Raw genomic sequence first — 17463 nt, 5'->3', positions numbered from 1 at the left:
TCGATCTCACGGCCACTACCTACGCTCTCGACCCCAGCAAACGTTGCCGTGACTCCGGAAATTCTTGGCGATCGATTATCTCGATCCGCGGGTCGGTGGGGGGTGACGACCAGCCCGGTTTGTCGATCAGATCCCGGGCCGCCGCGTCGGCCGCGGTCTCGCCCGGGCTGATGTGGCCACCGGGCAGCGCCCACCTGCCGCCGCGGCGGCACTTGATCATGACGATCCACTGGCCGCCGGTGGTGTCGGCGGCGGTCGCCGCAGCGTCGGCGCACTGCGCTCGCCCCAGTGTCCGAGGCGGTTGCGGCCATAGCGGATGAAGTCCACCGGCTGATCAACGCCCTCATCATCCGACCAATCCGGTGCATGATCGGCGACCGATTGCCACGGTGGGTTCAGCGAAGGCACCGCCATCCGCTAGGCCACCAACGCCCGAGAACTCATCGGCGGCCCTCATGAGGTCCGCCTCCCCGAGTTACCGTGAACCCCGGTATCCGCATGGCATGATGACCCGTCAGGACACCCGGGTCCGCAGCGCGAACACTTGGGTTCAGCCGAACTCGCGGACTTCTCGAGCTTGCCGAGGACGAGGACGTCCTCGTGCGCGATGAGGTGCATCGGCACGCCGGACGAGCGGGCTTTGCGGACCTGCTGGAGTTGGAAGAAGGACGGCCGGGCGATCAGTCGTCCACCGCGGACGGCGGCGAGCAGGGCGACGCACCGTTCGAGGGGTGTGAAGCCGGCGGCGGTGCCGGCTGCCAGGACTGCTGAGGGTAGGTCGACCAGTTCGCCGCGTTTGCGCCACGGGCGGGCGGTCACTACGACGACTCCGCCGGGGCGTAGGAGGGTGTGACAACCACGCAGGATGTCGGTGAACCCGTCGACCAGCGCGGTCAGGGAGTTGCGGTAGGCGAGGTTGCCTTTGTCGTCGCCGTAGCGGTTGTCGGACTTGGTGACGCCATCGATGCCGGGTCGGACGAGACCGTGCACGGTCGGCCCGTACGGTGGTGAGGTCACGACCAGGGATACCTGCCCTTGTAGGGCTGCGGGGAGCAGGGCGGTCAGGCGGGTGGCGTCGCCGCGGATGACGGAGCCGCGTCCGGTGGCGCCGTGTCTGTGGGCGTGGGTGATGTTGAGGTCGGCGATGTCGGACCAGCGGGATTCGTATTCGACGCCGATGGCGTCGCGGTGTGCGTGGATGGCTTCCACGATGGTGGTGCCGATGCCGCACATGGGGTCGAGGACTAGGTCGCCGGGTTGGGTGTAGGAGCGCACGGCGTGGGCGGCGATCGCCGGCAGCATCCGGGCGGGGTGTTTGACCGACTGGGGCACGTATCGGCCGCGCCGTTGGACGGGGCCGGTCGACTGGGCGGTCGCCCACACTGACAGGTCCTGGGGCCAGGCTGGGCGCGTGTCGGTGCCGTCTGGTGTGCCGGTGGGCTGCTGTGGTGTGGGGTCAGGCATGCCGGTCACCACCGTGTGCTGGGGTGGTGAAGACGAGCAGGTCGGCGTGGACCTTGACGTGGAGGACGAGCTGCTCGGCGCCGGTGGCTCGAGCCAGGGACAGCAGTTCCTCAACGGTGGCGTGGTAGGTGAATCGGTCACCGTCGGTGTCGGCGGTGACCGCGACGATGTGTTGCAGGTATCCGAGTCCGGCGCTGGCGGCGGCGTCGACGACGGGGGTGAAGTCCTCGGGTGTCGCGACCGTGCCTGCGGGGACAGCGACGACAAGGACGAGGCATCCGCCGGGGCGCAGCAGCCGGGTGCAGGCGGCGAGCAGCCATGCCAGCCGCACGCGGTTGGCGGCGTCGCTGCTGGCGTCCAGCGGCCAGGTGGCCACCACGAGGCTGGTGCGCCCTTGAAGATCGTCACCGCCACCGGCGAGTGCGTGGAGTGGGTTGTCGGCAGGCGCTGGTTCACCGTCGGTGAGGTCGTCGCCGAACCACGCTGGCGCGTCCTCCGGTCCGTCGGTGTCCGGGTCGTCGGAGGTGTCCGGGTGGTGCGGGGTGGCGGGGCCGATGACCAGCGCCGGGTCGCCGGTGAACCAGGCCGGGTGGTGTCGGCGCCTGCCGCGCAGGCAGGCGGTGGTCAGCAGGTGTGTGTCGGTGAGGTCGACGACCGCGTCGTCGGGTCGGCTGTAGGCGGCCACGAGCCGGTAGGCCAGCCGGCGGGGAATGCCGTGGTGATCGTTGCTGCTGCGGGCGGTGCGCCAGACGGTGATCGGCACCGGCGGGTCGCCGGTGATCAGATCCATGGCAGGGACGTGGGCAGTGCCGCCCGGGTGGGCGGGTTGTGGCGTGGAGTGCTCGCTCATGTGGTGTCGGCTCCGCGCCGCGCCGTGATGCGCTGACGTCTACCAATCGGTGTCCGTCAGCCCGAGCGAACACCTGCCGATCTGACAGGGACGCCAACCGGCCTGACAGCGCAGGACGCCGACGGTGACTCGTGTCCCGGTGGCGGCGGTGTCCGGCTGGCCACTTTCCGGTCTGACCTCGACGAGTGCGACGTGGACATCGGCATCGGACATCAACGGTCACCATTGACAGGGACGTGTCCGGCGCCGATCCCGTCCGCGACGTCCTTCACCGACGCCGCGGACAGTGGCATGTTCCTGTCATCGGCGGCTATCCCTGACATCCCTGCCCGGACACGAGCCCGGGACGGGCGGGCGGATTCTGTCAGCGACGTGGTGTCAGACATTCGGGTTCTGACAGTCCGGCGGGTTCGGCAGACCGGCCGCCGGGCTCGTAGGTAAGCGCGTGCCCGGAGGCGATTCACTGCGGTCGCCGGGCTGACAGCGCAGGTCAGAGGGCGCCCTGGGTCAGGGCTTGTGTTGCCGGCCGGTGGGGAGGGCTGGTGTCAGACCCCGGCTGGCCGTAGTCGGTGCCAGGTGCGGGGCGTGGTTGTCATACCCGGGTCAGACACCGGTGGCGTACTGCTCGCACGGGATCCGCCGATGTCCGTCGGCGGCATCACCGCTGTCGTGTCCCCCTTTTGTCCTCTGGGAGTTTTGCCATGTTCGTGTCCGACACCTTGCACTGGCCGTCCTCTCATCTACTGGCCGCGGACGCGGCGTTCGTGGCGCTGACGCGCGGGCCGGCGCCGTTGGCTCTTGACTGTGACCGGCTGGCGCGTGACATCGGCCAGGACCTGGGTTTGCCGTGCGGTGTGGTGCCGTTGCCGGTGCTGCGAGACTGGCTGCTGACCCATCCCGGCGGGTACGCGGGTCGTGATGCGGTGTGGCGGGAGTTGGTGCTGCGGGCCCGGTTGCGGGGCAAGGAGTGGACGATCGCCGCGGTCGGGATGGCAATGCCCGCGCTCGTGCGCATCGCCGGGCAGTTGTCCGCCGGGTACCGGGGCGACACCGCCGACATCGACAACGAGGTGCTGACAGGTTTCCTGGAGGCGTTGCGTGATCACTGCGACCTGACGGGGCCGGCGGTGTACGCGTCGCTGACCATGGCGGCGTTCCGCGCCGCGCGACAGGTGCGGCTGGCCGACGACCAGGTAGTGCCGGTCGAAGACATCGAGTCCACCCTCGCCGGATCCCGGACCCCGAAGGTGCCCTATGGCCATCCGGACCTGCTGGTCCGGCGCGCCGGCACCCTCGGTGTCATCGACGAGGCGGACGTGCAGCCGTGGATTGAGATCCGGCTGGGCCGGCGGGCACCTGAACCGATCGCCGTCGGGCTCGGCATCACCGTGGACGCGTTGCGGATGCGGCTGGCCCGCGCCGACGAGCGACTCGCGCAGGCCGTCGCCGAGGGCAGCCTCACCGGGATCACTGCGCCCGACGTCATCGAGCGGACGGCAGCGCAGGCCAGGCGCCGCAGTGGCATCCGTGCCGGCAAAGCCGACGCACGCGTCGCGGCCCGGGCCTGCGTGACGGTGGCCGCCTGATCGAAGTGAGTCACCCACGCTGGTGGGCCTGGGCATCTATGCCCAGGCCCACCAGCGTTCTGGTCTTCCACGTGGTTCGGGCGCCAGCGGACCGCCCGGCGGTCGCGAGCTGGTGGCCGTGAGGTTCGGCTTGCGGGGTGAGGTGGGTCGTCAGGTGCTGGCGGCGTTAGTGCTTGGGCCAGACACGGACACGGAACCGTTCGATGCCGGTGGGTAGTTCGTCGGCGAACCACGCGGGTGTCCCGTACAGCGCGCGGATCTGGCGTCTGCCGGTGGCGTGCACGTCGACGGCGTATATCCCCGGTGCTCCGATGGGCATAAACGGGGTCAGCATCTCCTCGTCGAAGATGCTGATACCCAGCGTGCCGCTCGTCGAGTGCAATTCAGCATGTCCGTGGGCTTCCCCTTCGCCGGTGTCCGTCGGTGCGGGACCGTCCCAGGCCTCGACGGTGACGTGTGGGCGGTGGCCGTCGCTGATTTCGCTGAACAGCTGGATCTGTTCGGTGCCGGCCCAGCAGAGCACGGCGGCGTTGGTGTCGGGATGGCCGAAGGAATCGAAGTCACCGCCGATGATGGTCACCATGCAGTGGTCGGGGGTGGGCGTGGCGTCAATGCTGCCCAGCAAGGTCGCCACCACAACCTCCCGAAGGGTGTTTCACAGGATTCGGTGTGGGCCTGCCACGTAGACGACAGGCTGGCCCACACCGAACGCTAGCGGACAGCCGGAGGTCAGTGGTGAATCTGCACCGCTCCGGCGGTCACGGGTAGGGGTTGGAAACGGTCAACGTCGTAGTCGGCGCCGCGCCGGTTGTCGTAGGTGATCGTGTTACCGGGGACTGTTCCGCTGGTGGTGGGCCAGAGGACCGCTCGCATCCGGTCGGGGCCGGGTTGACAGTCCGGACCAGCGGCGGGGCAACCCCGGTAGCCGTACACGACGAATCCGACGTTGTCTCCGGTGCTGGTGGTGCTGGTGCCCTTGGCGGCGACCTTGCCGTCAGGGGTGACCACCAGCCATTCCAGCCGGGAGGTGGGCTCCATGCGGATCACCTCGGGGATCCACAGTTTGGCCTCGCCGGTGGGCGGGCCGGTCTGGGTGTAGTAGCGGGCGGTCAGGTGCGCCCACGTCCACGCGGTCGTGGGGGTGCCGTCCAACGCGCCGGCTGGTGTCTCGGTGGCGGCGTCGACGTTCGTCCAGCCGCCGTCCGGGTCGTAGACCACGATCATGACGGTGGCGGCGTCGCTGCCGCCGTCGTCGTCGGTGACGGTCACGTCGAGGGTGTACATGCCGGCGTGGGCGAAGCTGCGTCGCAGTGTGCAGCTGTCGGCGCTGGCCGCGGCGGTGCCGGTGGTGCCGTCGTCCCAGTTCACCGCGCAGGTGTGGGTGTCGTTGCTGCCCGGGTCGGTGAAGGTGGCGGTGACGTCCACCGGGGTGCGGGCCTTGAACAACTGCCACGGATCGGGGCCGGTCACGGTGACCTGCGGGGCGACGTTGTGCACGGTCACCACGGCGGTGTCGGACACCGGCGGGTTGAATCCGTCGTCGGCGGTCAGGGTGACCGTGAACGTGCCGTCGTCGGTGCACCTGATCGCGGTCTGCGGGTCATGGGCGTCGGTGAACTGGCAGGTCGCGCCGGCATCGACGTTGTCGCCGGCGGTGTAGGTCCACCTCACCGACGGGGTGGACTCCCGGTCACGGGCCGAGCCGTGCAGCGTGATCGCCGAGCCTTCGTCACCGGTGACATTGGGACCGGCGTCGACCACGGGCGCCTGGTCGATCTCGCCGATTCCGCCGCCGGTGCCGTCGGTGGACTCGATGATCTCGACAAAGAACAGGTCGACCCACTCCCCCGGCGGCTTGTTCTCCGAGTACAGGATCCGATCGTCGCGGTAGAAGTCCCGCAGGGCCGATCCGGCTCGGCTGTTGTCGCCGGTGGGCACCGCGCGCACGGAGAAGTCCCAGTTCGGGTTGGCCGCGCCCTGCTGGGTGCTGGCGAAGGGGAACTCGTCGCACTGTTCACCCTCGCCGGGCGGGTTCGGCAGACCAGTGCTGTCGTACGGGGGGCGACGGTCGCACGCTCGGGTCTTCTCCCGTCCGTTGCTCGCGTGTGTCGTACCTCGGGCGGGTACCCGCTCGAGGTACTGGTCCAGTGGTCCGCCATACCGGCCAGGGATGACCTTGTCACCGTCGGGCTTGAGTGGATAGGTGGCGTTCGGGTTGGCGAACGCGTCGCGGATGTGCACGGCCACGGCGTGCACCGGCGTCTGACTACCGTCGGCTTCGTACAGCCGGTACTGCAGGTGCGGAATTACGTCGTGGAAGATGCATGCCCCTACCCGGGTACTCGGAAAGTACGTGGCCGAGTCGCAGCGGACCCAGTACACGTTGTCGTTGTCGGAGGTGTGTCCGTCCTGAGCACGGACTTCGAAGTTGAACGCGTGATACAGAACCTGGTCCTGCAGCGTCGACACCGACTCGTCGGAGGTGAGGTGCCAGGTGACCCACCGGTTGTCGGCGGCCCGTTCCTGCCACAGCGACAGCGGCATCAGATAGGTGCCGCCGCTGATGTCGCAGCCGGGCGTGTCGCGGTAGCACTCCAGTTCAAGGCCGAACATCGACGCGGGGGTGTAGCTGCCGCCGAACGTCACGGACTCCGCCCGCAGGAACATCGTGATGTTCCGCTGGCTGTCGTCGCGGCCGTACCCGACGGCGATGACCGGCATGTACACGAATCCGGTCTGCTTGTTCTGGCTGTCGAAGACGTAGTCGTAGGCGATGTAGCGGGCGCACCACATCAGCCGGTTGCGCATGTGTCCCCGTTCGCCGGTCGCCGCCGATGTTGTCTGGCACTCCCGCACCAGGTCCTCGTCGGGCTGATGCGGTGGGCTGAACCGCTCGCGCAGAATCTGCGGACCCGCCGCGGCCGCGACGTCGAAACCCGCCGCGCCCGGCGGTGCCGGCCGGGCGTTGTCCCGTGCCATCTGCTGTGCCTGCTGCACCGTCAGTGGCTCATCGCCGGCGGCGGACCGGCGCGGCGCAGCAGCCTTGCCGGGCTCCGGCAGCGGCGCGTCAGCGGGCACGATGCCCAGCACACGCTGCCCACCCTCGGTGTCCGACGGCACGGCCGCATCGACCTGTGCTGTCGACGGGCCTGCCACCGCTGGCGCGTCAACGCAGGCCACGCCAGCACCGCGCCGACCGCCAGCATCACGGCAGCACGGCGCCTACCAACCTTTCCCATTGCGATCCCCGTTTCCCCGTGTAGCCGCCGCGCGAAGGCTCCGCCTCACCTCAAGGGGCTGGCGAGAAGGCGACGGCGGTGCCCTGGCGGGCACCGATGCCGACGGTATGTAACCGAACAGCCTCGGCCCAGCCTTCTGTAGAGATAACGACCGATGCGTTGTCGTCGGCCGACACCGCCACTGACGTTCGTTCCGAACGCGGTGTCAGAGAGCTGCCAGTTCGGCACGTGTGCGCCACGTCTGACACACACCGGTTGGTAGGTATCGGACCCGACGAGAACGGCGAGCGCCGTCGCAGGGATCCGTTCGCCGTCGAGCAGCGGGCGACGCCTGTCACGCTTCCCCGGGTGCCGCGCCGTCGCATGCGCTGACACCTCATCGATCACGCCAGCGCCCACAAGGGAGGACGGGCTCCTCCCGGGATGGCCTGACATGCCGACCTCGCGCTCGACGGCACCCCTCTGTCCGTTCAGGCAATCACCCCGCCCCGGTGCCTCTTCCGGTTGCCGGCGGCGGGGTGGGAGGTGACCACCATGCTTCTCATCCCTACCCGACCGGGCGCGCGTCGCCCGGTGATCAGCCGTATAGCCCGCGCCGCCACGGCAGTGGGCGTCGCCGTCCTAGTCCTCGCCGCTCCGGGCGCCGCGCACGCCGACGCGGGCGACCTCACCCATCTGGCGGCGAACAGCCTGCCGGTCGTCATCACCAACCTCCGCAATCTGATCATGGGGTTGCTGGCCGGGATAGCCACCCTGTTCCTGGTGCTCGCGGGGGTCTACTGGGCCACCGCGGGCGGGGATCCCGGCCAGGTCGACAAGGCCAAGAGCGCGCTGCGCAACGCCCTGGTCGGCTACGGCCTGGCGGTCCTCGCTCCGGTCCTGCTGCAGCTGATGCAGGGCGTCGTCGGGGGGTGAGCCGTGAGCTGGATGATGGGCCCGATCCTCGACCAGGTCGTCGAGTGGCTGATCGAGGCGGTCCTGGCCTGCCTCAACGCGGTGTTCGGTCTGATCACCGATGTGCTGCTCACGACCCCGCAGGTCACGGCGCTGCCGCAGGTGCAGGCCCTGACCGGCCGGTCGATCTGGATCGTCGACACCGTGTTCGTGCTGGTGTTCGTCGCCGCCGGCGTCATGGTCATGGTGTCCGGCGGCAACGAGCAGTCCCGCTACACCGTGAAGGATCTCGCGCCGCGGCTGGTCGTCGGGTTCGTCACCGCGCATGTCTCCCAGCTGCTCTGCGGGCAGCTGATCACTGTCGCAAACGCCCTGACCGGGGCTGTCAGTGAGGGCACCTACGACGGGGACAGCGCGTTCGCCGCGGTGCGCCGGCACGTCGACGCCGGGCGTGACGCGACCGCGTCGCTGCTGTTCCTCATCCTCGTGTTGGTCATCACGGTGCTGATCGTGATGACGGCGTTCCAGCTGATCGGCCGGTTCATCGCCCTGCTGGTGATGACCGCGATCGCTCCGTTGGCGTTGGCCTGCCATGCCGTGCCCGCCTTGGAGGGCATCGCCCGGATGTGGTGGCGCGCCTACGGCGGTTGCCTGGCGATCCCGACCGCTCAGGCGTTCACTCTCACCGCCGGTCAGTGGATGCTGCTCGACGAGGCTCATCTGCTGCCCGTCCTGGGACTGTCGGTCGAGCCCGGGGGTGTGCTGAACCTGTTCATCGTGATCGTCCTGCTGTGGACGACGGTGAAGATTCCCGCGCTGGTCGGCCGGTGGGCCAGCCAGGGCGGCCGCGGCCCGACGGCGTTCCTCGGCACTGTCGTGCGGGTCGTGGTCGTGCAGCAGCTCGCCCGCAGCATTCCCGGCCTGTCCGCCATCAGAACACTCAGGAGATGACCGACGACAGCAGTGGTCGCTGTCGCGCGGGTCGTGACCTATGGGGTGCTGGTGCTGAGGGCGCGAAGGGCTCCCTCGGTCAGGATGTGGCTCGCCTTGACCGCAGTGGGAACGTTCGGCGCGTCCAGCCAGGCGGGGTCGTGGTCGGGTTCCCATCCGACGATGTCGGTCGCGATGGCCAGGGCCTGATCGTCCTGACCCCGTACGAGGGCGTGCGCCAGGTTTAGGTAGGCGCCTGGCCGCGTCCCGTCGAACTGGTCGACCATGTCCACGATGGCCTCGCCGATGGGGTGGGCGTGGTGGGGGTACAGCGCTACCAGGCAGACCAATGCGTAGCGGATGGCGGCGGGTTCGCTGTCCCACCGGGCCAGCAGCGCGGGAAGCTGCGCACCCACGGTGTGGTGCACCTGCTGGACCTGGTCGTCGACCGCGGGTGGCCGGCCCTTGATGGCGGCGTAGTCGGCGTCGCCGAGGAGATCCTCCGCGCGGCGGCCGGCCGCGATGAGTAGCCACACGTGCAGGTCGAGCCGCTGCTTGGCCGGCAACGCCCCGGAGACGATCATGCGGGTCAGGAACGGCAGCGCCGGCGCAGTCGCCGTGTAGCAGGTGCCCTGGTGCAGCAGGTCGTCGCCGAACAGTTCGTCGAGGGTGGACTCCCAGTCGCCGTACGGGTCGGCCAGTGCCCGCACCAGGTCGGGAACATCGCCGGCGGCCCCGTGGGCGTGCGTCAGATCCGCCCAGGCGATCTCGTCCAACCCGGACAGGTCGATCGGCACGTCCCGCACCTGGTCGGGGGTCAGTGCCAAGCTCGCGGGCGGCGGCGCGGCACCGATGACAATGTCGGGCACGGGCGGCCGGGCACCGGGGTTGGTGTGCTCGATCGGGGTGCCCGTCGGCCGGATGCGCTCGAGCAGGGACGGGTCGCAGCGGCTGCCGCCGTCGGGATAGCCGGCGTGCCGTCGTGCCACCGCGGCTGCCTGCCTCCCGACCGCGTCGATGGTGCGGTGTCCGGCGGCGTCCGGCGGGTAGGGGCCCTCGTCGAAGGCCGTCACGACCCAGCCTGCCGTATGGCGGGCAGGTCTGGCCGTGACCAGGGCGAAGCCGTACGCGGCCAGGTCCTCTGCCAGCGCCCGCGCCTGCTCTTCGCCCGGCACCACGAACGCGTGGGTGCCGGCCACCGCAGACCAACCAGTCATCGCCTCGGGTCCTTCCACGATCGTCGCCCACCGGCGAGCACCCACTGCTCGGGCAACGGGAGCCCGGTGCCCTCCTTCAACCCCACACACGCAGGTCCGGGCTGTAGTGCCGCCACCAGCACCACCGCGCGGCCACCCACCACACATAGAAGGCGAGTGATCATCAATGAGTACGAAGAGTAGCGCCACGGAGGAGCCCTACCGGGCGCGTGTCCCCGCCGACGTCGACGCGCCGGACAAGGTCGCCTACGGGCTGACCTGGCGGCAGTTGGCCATCCTCACGGTCGCTGGGCTGCTGTTCTACAGCGCCGGTAGCGGCCTGCGGGCCGTGCTGCCGCTTGAGGTCATCGTCGTCGCTGGCGTGGTCGTCGGCGGTGTCGTGGTCGGCCTGGTCCTCGGCCGCCGTGACGGACTGCCGATGGACGTGTGGCTGATCCACGCGGCCCGGCACTCCCGCAGCCCGAACGGCCTCGCGCCGGCAGGGGAAGCCGCGGCCGTAGTGCCGGAGTGGGTGCAGCCGCCGACGGGACGAATGCCGCTGCCGGCGCCGCTGCGGCTGCCCGCGACCGCGATCGACGACGGCGGTGAGATCACCGTGGGCGGTGACCGGGCGGCGATCGTCGCCGCCGGGACCGTCAACCTGACGCTGCGCACCGCCGACGAGCAGGCCGCTCTCATCGACGGGTTCGGTCGGTGGCTCAACAGCCTGTCCGCGCCGACGCAGGTTCTCGTGTCCGCGCAGCCGGTCGACCTGGCCTCCCACGCCCGGGCGGTGGCCGACGCCGCCCGAACGCAGCCGCACCCCGCGCTGGAGGCCGCGTGCGCCGACCACGCCGGCTTCCTCGCCGACCTGGCGCAGCGGCGGGATCCGCTGCGCCGCCAGGTCCTGGTGGTCACCCGCACCGGCGGCGGCGACCAGGGTGCGCGGCGCCGTGGTGACGACACCGTCCGCGCGTTGTCCGGGCTCGGGGTGGCCGCCCGCGTCCTCGACGGGTCGGCGGCCACCGCGGCGCTCGCCGCTGCCGCCGACCCCTACCGGCCGCCGCGCCCGGGTGGTCTGGCTGCCCCGGACACGGTCATCACCGTCACCGCCCACCACACACCCGCTGGAAGGAGCACCCCGTGATCGGCATTCGACGACTCCGTCCCCACACGACTGTGGTCGGTGATGGCTCGGCCGGTCTGGCTGGTGTGGTCGGGCCTGCCTCGGTCGAGGTGACACCGCGGTGGCTGCGCGTCGGGGACGGCTACACCGCCACCCTCGTGGTCACCGGCTACCCGGCCGAGGTCGGACCCGCCTGGCTGGAACCGCTGCTGTCCTACCCCGGACGGGTCGACGTCGCCCTGCACATCGACCCGCTGCCCGCGCCGGTCGCCGCCGCCCGACTACGCAAGCAACGCGCCCGGCTGGAGTCCTCGCGGCGCCTCGACGCCGACCGGGGCGCCCTCGCCGACCCCTACACCGAGGCCGCCGCGGCCGATGCCACCGACCTGGCCGACCGGCTCGCCCGCGGCGCGGCGAAGCTGTTCCGCGTCGGCGTGTACGTCACCGTGCACGCCCGTACTGAGGAGGAACTGGTTCAGGCGTGTGCCCGGGTCAAGGCTGCCGCCGCGTCCACCCTGCTGGAGGTGCAGCCGGCCACCTGGCGGCAGCTCGCCGGCTGGACCACCACCCTGCCGCTGGCCTGCGACGGGCTGCGGATGCCCCGCACCATGGATACCGAGGCGCTCGCCGCCGCGTTCCCCCTGGCCTCCCCCGACCTGCCGGCACCGCTGCCCGGTGACCCGGCGCCCACCGGCGGGGTCCTCTACGGCATCAACCCGACCGGCACCGGGGTCGTCTGGTGGGACCGCTTCGCCCAGGACAACTACAACGCCGTGGTGCTGGCCCGATCCGGCGCCGGGAAAAGCTACTTCGTCAAGCTGGAAACGCTGCGGCACCTGTACTCCGGTGTCCACGTGTCGATCATCGACCCGGAGGACGAGTACCTGCGCCTGGCGGACACCGTCGGCGGCACGATCGTGCGGCTCGGTGCCCCTGGGGTGCGGATCAACCCTCTCGACCTGCCCGCTGGCGACATCCGCCCCGACGTGCTCACCCGCCGCGGACTGTTCCTGCACACCCTCATCTGCGTCCTCGTCGGCGGCCAGCCGCCGCCGGCCGAGCGGGCCGCGCTGGACCGGGCCATCCTCGCCGTCTACCGGCAGGCCGGGATCACCGCCGACCCGCGCACCCACCACCGGCCCGCCCCCCTGCTGCGTGACCTGGCCACCACCCTGACCGCGGACACCGACCCCGCCGCCCGGCAGCTCGCCGCCCGGCTCTCACCCTGGATCGACGGCTCGTTCAAGGACCTGTTCGACGGGCCCAGTACCACCCGACCCGACGGCCACCTGGTCGTCTGGTCGCTGCGGCAGCTGCCCGACGAGCTGCGCGGCGTCGGTACCCTGCTCGCCCTCGACGCGATCTGGCGGCAGGTCGACGCCCCACCCGCCGACACACCCCCACCGCGGCGGATCGTCGTGGTCGACGAGGCGTGGCTGCTCATGCGCGACGGCGAAGGCGCGAAGTTCCTGTTCCGCCTGTCCAAAGCCGGCCGTAAACGCCATACCGGGCTGACCGTGGTCACCCAGGACGCCGCCGACGTGCTCGGCACCGACCTCGGCAACGCCGTCGTCGCCAACGCCGCCACTCAGATCCTGCTGCGCCAGGCCCCGCAGGCCATCGACGCCGTCGGTGACGCCTTCGGCCTGACCGCCGGTGAACGACGCCTGCTCCTCACCGCCGACCGGGGTCACGGGCTGCTGATCAGCGGCACCAACCGCACCGCGTTCGAGGCGATCTCCAGCGACACCGAGCATGCGCTGGCCACCACCCACCCCCTCGACCTGGTCGACACCGACCGCGTCTAACCCGCTCACCGACACGGCAGGCGCACGGCGCCGCACCCCAGCACGGGTGCGGCGCCGTTCGTTTGCCGTTCGCCTCCCCGCCGAAGGACACCCTCATGGCAACCCATTGGCTTTCCCTGTCATCCTCCACTGTCGATCCGGATCCCGATTCGACGATCCCTGCTCCACTGGTCACCGGCTGGGTGCTGCAGGCCGCGCACTGGGCTCTCGAAAAACCCTGGCTGCTCGGCGTCGCCGGCCTCCTGCTCTGCGCCTGGGTCGCCGGGCGGAACCTTGTCGCGCGCTGGCGGCACCGCTACCACGCCGCCGGTGCCCGCCTGGTGACAATCGCCGCCCCACCTGAGGTCGACCAGCACGGCGCTGCCGCCCTGTGGGCGAACCTGGCCGGCATCCTCACCCCGTCCCGCCGTCGGCGGCTGCTCTACGGCATCCCGCACATCGTCTGGCAGTACGCCTGGACCGGCCGGCGGCTGGTGATCTCGGTGTGGGTGCCCGGCACGGTCCCGAACGGGGCGGTCGAAGCCGCCGTCCGCGCGGCGTGGCCCGCCGCGGCCACCACCACCGCACCCGCCCCGGACCCGATCCCCGCCGACACGGCCGCGGCGGTGGGTGGGCATCTGCTGCCCGTGGCCGCGGAGTGGCTACCGCTGGCCGTCGACCACGACGCCGACCCGCTGCGCGCCCTGATGGCCGCCGGCGCCCAACTGCACGCCGGTGAGCACGCCTGTGTGCAGATCCTCGCCCGTCCCGCCGCGGCCCGCCGCGCCGGGCGGGCACGCCGGGCCGCCGGCCGGCTGCGGCAGGGCACCAGCGGCGTGCCGTCGGTGAATCTCGCCGCGCCGCTGACCGAGCTGATCGGCCTCTTCCTGCCCGGCCCCACCCGCTCCCACGCCAGCGTGGCGCCGGTCAGTCGCCGCGATCCGACGGTGGAGCGGGATGTGCGGGCGGTCCTGGACAAGACGTCCCACCAGCTGTGGGAGACCGGCATCCGCTACGCGGTCGCCGCCCGCGGGTTGCGGGACGGCACGCGGCCGTATCACCGGCTGCGAGGGATCGCCGACGGGGTCGCGTCGACGTTCGCCGTTTACGCCGGCCGTAACCGACTCGCGCACCGTACCCGGATGCGCCGCCCCGTCCACGTGATCGCCGCGCGGCGCCTCGGTCCTGGGTTTCTCACCTCGACGCCGGAGCTCGCCGCGATGGCGGGGCTGCCGCGTGACCTCGCCGTGCCCGGACTGGACCGGGCCCGCGCCAAGTCGATGCCGGCCCCGGTCGCCGTGCCCGGGGGTGGGCGGGGCCGCAAGGTGCTCGGTGACGCCGAGGTCGGCGGGCATGCCGTCGCCCTGTCGGTGCCGGACGCCCGCTACCACACCCATTTGGTCGGTCAGACCGGCTCGGGGAAGACCACCCTGCTGGTCAACCTGATCGTCGACGACATCCGGGCCGGCCGCGGCACGATCGTGCTGGACCCGCACGGCGATCTCGTCCTCGACGTCCTCGACCGGATTCCCGCCACCGTGGCCGACCGGGTGGTGCTGTTCGATCCCGCCCAACCCAACCCGCCGGCGATGAACCCCCTCGAAGGCGACGACCATGACCTGGTCGTCGACAACCTCGTGTCCATCTTCGGGTCGATCTTCTCCAAAGCCTGGGGGCCCCGGATGGACGACGTGATGCGGGTGTCGTGCCTGACCCTGCTGCGGCACGCCAACGTCACCCTCCAACACATCCCGCCCCTGCTCACCAGCGCCCAGTTCCGGTCGGCGATGACCGTCGACCTGGACGACCCGGACGGGCTGCACGGCTTCTGGCAGTGGTACGACGAGCTGTCCCCCGCGCTGCGCTCCCAGATCATCGGCCCCGTCCTGGCCCGGCTCCGCGCCTTCCTGCTCAGGGATTTCGTCCGCACCACGATGCGCTTCCCCCGGTCCAGCTTCGACATGTCGGCAATCCTCGACGGTGGGGTGCTGCTGGTCCGCATCCCCAAAGGCGAGCTGGGTGAGGACACCAGCCGCCTGCTCGGCTCGCTGATCCTGGCCCGGGTCTGGCAGGCCGCCACCGCCCGCGCCAGCATCCCCGCCGAGCGGCGTAGGGACTGCGCGATCTACCTCGACGAGGCGCAGAACTTCTTGACCTTGGCCGCGAGTCTGGACACGATGCTGGCCGAGGCCCGCAAGTACCGCCTCGCGATGACCCTCGCCCACCAGGACCTCGCCCAGTTCCCCCGTGAACTGCTCGCCGCGGTGTCCGCGAACGCCCGCAACAAGATCTACTTCAGTGTGGCGCCGGAAGACGCCCGCGTGCTGGCCCGGCACACGCTGCCCGAGCTGGACGAGCACGACCTGGCCCACCTCGACGCGTACACCGCCGTCGGTCGGCTGGTCGTGGACGGCCGGCAGACGCCCGCGTTCACCCTGCGGACCCGCCCGCCGCTGCCGGTCATCGGCGAGGCCACCGCGATCCGCCAACAGGTCGCCACCGCGATGCCCGCCCAGGACCCGTCCGCGATCGACGCCCTGGTCAAACGGCACAGCCAGCGACCCGACGAGCGGCGTCGCAGGCCCGCCAGGAACTCGCCCTGACCAGTCCTGTCACCGCAACAGGTGCCGGCTTCCGTGCCGGGATCCCCTACGGGATCCACCGCCCCTTCCACCCCTCACCGACGACACCGGCTGACAGAGCCAGTGACGACGCTGTTCGTGCCGCACCGCGGCCTGCCGGCTGGCCGGTGCCATCGAATGCCGCTCAGACACCCTCCGGAAGGAGGGCTCACTCTCCCTAGGAGCACCTGCCCGTGTCCGGTCGTCTTCCGCCTCGCGCCGCCTCGTCCGACCCCTACCGGCACACCCGCCGGCTCACCCCCCGGGACCGGCTGCTGCTGTCCTGGCTCGCCGAGCACTACCTGCTGTCCACCCACCAGATCACCAAAGCCCTGTTCCCGTCCGACCGCAGCGCCCGACTGCGGCTGACCCTGCTGCACCGCATCACCGCCGTCGACCGGTTCGTCGACACCAGCGCCGCCGACTCCACCCAATACCTGTACGCGCTCGGACCCCTCGGGCTGCGCCTGCACCGCGACGCCTACCACGACCCCGACAACCCCGCCGCGAAGGCGCCCCGCAGCAGCCGCGGCCGGGCCGACCGCATCATCGGCAGCCGCAAACTGCGCCACCTCCTCGGCGTCAACGACTTCTTCACCGACCTGATCGCCCACACCCGCACCCACCCCCACACGCGCCTGCACCGTTGGTGGTCCGAACAGCACACCACCAATGCCTACGGCGCCGCCGGGATCCAACCCGACGGCCACGGCATCTGGACCGTCGACGACACCACCGTCGGGTTCTTCCTCGAACACGACAACGGCACCGAACCCCTCGGACGAGTCCTGGCCAAACTGCGCGCCTACCAACGAGTCACCGAATTCGGCCCCCGCTACCCCGTCCTGTTCCGGCTGCCCAGCCGGGCCCGCGAACGCCACCTCCTCGACGCGCTCACCGGCACCCCCACGCCGATGCCGATCGCCACCGCCGTGCACGGCACCGACCCCGCCGGACGCGTCTGGACCCTCACCAGCGACCCCGACCACCTTCGGCACCTGCACGAACTTCCCAGCGACCACGGCCCGCACGCGGCCACGAACCCGAACCGGTTCGTTCACCGCGATGCGGGGGCCGTCCAGGACACTGCGGCTACCCGCCGACAGTGACGTGTCCCAGCAGTGGTGAACCTGCGGCAGTCACTACAGCGGCGGCTCGACCTGACTGAGCGAACCCTGCAGGTCTCGCTCCCACCACGTGTTCGCGTTGTCGGCGAAACGCACGACGCTGGTGTCGTCGCCGCGCCTCACGAGAGTGACCGTCTGCACGCCTGTCGCCGCGGGCCGTTTCCTGCCGTCAGGCACTTCGAGTAGTTCGTCGGGGCGCAGCGCGGGATGCACCTTGGCCGCCTGGTTCCTCCCCACCGACGATCTCCAGACGACCACCTGGTAGATCGGCAGCGATGACGCGTTGAAGACGCAATAGGTGTCCCGCGCGGCGTCGTGCCAGAAACCGACGCCTGCGGCCTGCTGTCGCAGCCGGTCCGCCGCCTGCTGCCGTTGCAGCTCCTCGGCCCTGAGGTCGCGTTCGGACTCGACGCTGTACAGCCGGTAGGCGACGAAGCCAGCCGCTCCCGCCAAAACCATGCTGCCGAACGACCCGACGGCGTCGATCACGTCCCAGAACCCCGCCATGGCCGGAACCTAGTGCCGTGACCACGAACGTTCGCGGTGTTGGATGACACGCCGTTCGGCTTGTCGGCCGGGCGGCGTCGCGGCGGTCAGGCTGTGGCGGTGGCAGATCCCGTACGCGTGCGGCGGCTGAGTGATC

At 70.8% G+C, this 17463-nt stretch carries 14 protein-coding genes; 7 read left to right on the top strand and 7 right to left on the bottom strand.

The genetic code is table 11. From position 1 onward, the window contains the following. Positions 1 to 19 precede the first annotated feature (19 nt). The 3 genes from KBX50_RS33875 to KBX50_RS27160 form a co-directional block, all read right to left on the bottom strand. Positions 20 to 289, bottom strand: coding sequence for an NUDIX domain-containing protein (locus KBX50_RS33875; protein ID WP_374224739.1), 270 nt, complete (start codon positions 287 to 289; stop codon positions 20 to 22). 164 nt (positions 290 to 453) lie between these two features. Further along, the gene (locus KBX50_RS27165; protein ID WP_210940514.1) at positions 454 to 1473 is read right to left on the bottom strand and encodes a TRM11 family methyltransferase; all 1020 of its coding nucleotides are present in this window, start codon (positions 1471 to 1473) and stop codon (positions 454 to 456) included. Then, the gene (locus KBX50_RS27160; RefSeq protein WP_210940513.1) at positions 1457 to 2314 is read right to left on the bottom strand and encodes a hypothetical protein; all 858 of its coding nucleotides are present in this window, start codon (positions 2312 to 2314) and stop codon (positions 1457 to 1459) included. The genes KBX50_RS27165 and KBX50_RS27160 overlap by 17 nt, the downstream gene beginning before the upstream one ends. A 701-nt stretch (positions 2315 to 3015) precedes the next feature. Here KBX50_RS27160 and KBX50_RS27155 point away from each other — a divergent pair. After that, positions 3016 to 3900, top strand: coding sequence for a hypothetical protein (locus KBX50_RS27155; protein WP_210940512.1), 885 nt, complete (start codon positions 3016 to 3018; stop codon positions 3898 to 3900). Positions 3901 to 4066: 166 nt separating this feature from the next. Here KBX50_RS27155 and KBX50_RS27150 read toward each other — a convergent pair whose 3' ends face one another. Beyond that, positions 4067 to 4534: a hypothetical protein gene (locus KBX50_RS27150; RefSeq protein ID WP_210940511.1), complete on the bottom strand. Its 468-nt coding sequence runs from the start codon at positions 4532 to 4534 to the stop codon at positions 4067 to 4069. A gap of 95 nt (positions 4535 to 4629) precedes the next feature. Beyond that, positions 4630 to 7080 carry a PKD domain-containing protein gene (locus tag KBX50_RS27145; RefSeq protein ID WP_210940510.1) on the bottom strand — a complete coding sequence of 817 codons (2451 nt, stop codon included), beginning with the start codon at positions 7078 to 7080 and terminating at the stop codon, positions 4630 to 4632. Positions 7081 to 7673: 593 nt separating this feature from the next. On the opposite strand from KBX50_RS27145, the gene KBX50_RS27140 reads away from it, so the two are divergent. Further along, entirely contained in the window at positions 7674 to 8054 is a 381-nt protein-coding gene (locus KBX50_RS27140) for a pilin (RefSeq protein ID WP_247674523.1), read from the top strand. Between the two features lie 15 nt (positions 8055 to 8069). Continuing rightward, positions 8070 to 8984: a conjugal transfer protein TrbL family protein gene (locus KBX50_RS27135; protein ID WP_210940583.1), complete on the top strand. Its 915-nt coding sequence runs from the start codon at positions 8070 to 8072 to the stop codon at positions 8982 to 8984. Positions 8985 to 9022: 38 nt separating this feature from the next. Here KBX50_RS27135 and KBX50_RS27130 read toward each other — a convergent pair whose 3' ends face one another. After that, entirely contained in the window at positions 9023 to 10180 is a 1158-nt protein-coding gene (locus KBX50_RS27130; protein ID WP_210940509.1) for a hypothetical protein, read from the bottom strand. Between the two features lie 166 nt (positions 10181 to 10346). On the opposite strand from KBX50_RS27130, the gene KBX50_RS27125 reads away from it, so the two are divergent. From KBX50_RS27125 to KBX50_RS27110, 4 genes are all read left to right on the top strand, one after another. Continuing rightward, the gene (locus KBX50_RS27125) at positions 10347 to 11306 is read left to right on the top strand and encodes a PrgI family protein (protein ID WP_210940508.1); all 960 of its coding nucleotides are present in this window, start codon (positions 10347 to 10349) and stop codon (positions 11304 to 11306) included. A gap of 5 nt (positions 11307 to 11311) precedes the next feature. Next, positions 11312 to 13093: an SCO6880 family protein gene (locus tag KBX50_RS27120; protein ID WP_210940580.1), complete on the top strand. Its 1782-nt coding sequence runs from the start codon at positions 11312 to 11314 to the stop codon at positions 13091 to 13093. 95 nt (positions 13094 to 13188) lie between these two features. Next, a complete protein-coding gene (locus KBX50_RS27115; protein ID WP_210940507.1) occupies positions 13189 to 15675 on the top strand; it encodes a type IV secretion system DNA-binding domain-containing protein in 2487 nt (828 codons plus the stop codon). A gap of 212 nt (positions 15676 to 15887) precedes the next feature. Beyond that, the gene (locus tag KBX50_RS27110) at positions 15888 to 16802 is read left to right on the top strand and encodes a replication-relaxation family protein (RefSeq protein ID WP_210940506.1); all 915 of its coding nucleotides are present in this window, start codon (positions 15888 to 15890) and stop codon (positions 16800 to 16802) included. Positions 16803 to 16835: 33 nt separating this feature from the next. Here KBX50_RS27110 and KBX50_RS27105 read toward each other — a convergent pair whose 3' ends face one another. Next, positions 16836 to 17327, bottom strand: coding sequence for a hypothetical protein (locus tag KBX50_RS27105; protein WP_210940505.1), 492 nt, complete (start codon positions 17325 to 17327; stop codon positions 16836 to 16838). Positions 17328 to 17463: the final 136 nt, after the last annotated feature.

The organism is Micromonospora sp. C51, from assembly GCF_018070435.1.
Taxonomy (GTDB): domain Bacteria; phylum Actinomycetota; class Actinomycetes; order Mycobacteriales; family Micromonosporaceae; genus Micromonospora; species Micromonospora sediminimaris.
Note: the sequence above shows the minus strand (reverse complement) of the source record. Positions and strands in the feature narration are given on the sequence as shown.